The sequence below is a fragment of the Bartonella sp. TT67HLJMS genome, assembly GCF_042193375.1.
GTDB lineage: Bacteria > Pseudomonadota > Alphaproteobacteria > Rhizobiales > Rhizobiaceae > Bartonella > Bartonella grahamii.
Map to the genome: position 1 here is coordinate 1 of NZ_JBHILP010000044.1, position 801 is coordinate 801.

Consider the following 801-nt stretch of genomic DNA (forward strand, 5'->3'; position numbering starts at 1 on the left):
AATAGGCTTTGGCTGTTTATCAGAAGTTTTCTTGTTTTCTGTGAATTTGCAAAATCGTAAAAACGTGGAACTGTAATGGCTAGGATGTGTGGTTGATCAAGAGCCGTGAGGGTTGTGGGGCGGTTGAGGAGAAGAGGGTGCCAATGGAGGCGTAAAGGTTGGATTGTGAAATGCGTCATTGGAATGGGGGGGAGTTTGGTGAAAATAGCTGATGTCAATCAATAGGCTTGTAATAGGCTTTGGCTGTTTATCAGAAGTTTTCTTGTTTTCTGTGAATTTGCAAAATCGTAAAAACGTGGAACTGTAATGGCTAGGATGTGTGGTTGATCAAGAGCCGTGAGGGTTGTGGGGCGGTTGAGGAGAAGAGGGTGCCAATGGAGGCGTAAAGGTTGGATTGTGAAATGCGTCATTGAAATGGAGGGGAGTTTGGTGAAAAGGGAAGTGTGTGTGGAATAGCGTTGAAAAGATAAGGAAAATAAAGCGCAGGTGTGGCACTGTATATTTCTTTTATTAAGTGTTTGATATCGTATTACAAGGTTACGCGGCAATTAAATGCAGCGCTGAAAAAGCGCATGTAGTGCTCATGTCATGGGGGGAGGTATGAGTTTTAGATCATGCCATTGCTTCACAGCTTGGGAGAAGGGCATGGATTATTTTTCTCATTTTACGCTGATCTCTGTTTGAAAAGGGCTGATGCCAATCAATAGGCTTGTAATAGGCTTTGGCTGTTTATCAGAAGTTTTCTTGTTTTCTGTGAATTTGCAAAATCGTAAAAACGTGGAACTGTAATGGCTAGGATGT

General features: G+C 42.4%; 1 protein-coding gene. It reads right to left on the bottom strand.

Features of this window, described 5'->3' with window-relative positions:
* Positions 1-218: hypothetical protein (locus tag ACFIJQ_RS08865; protein WP_375629976.1), on the bottom strand; the 218-nt coding region annotated here is incomplete at its 3' end.
* Between the last annotated feature and the right edge of the window lie 583 nt (positions 219-801).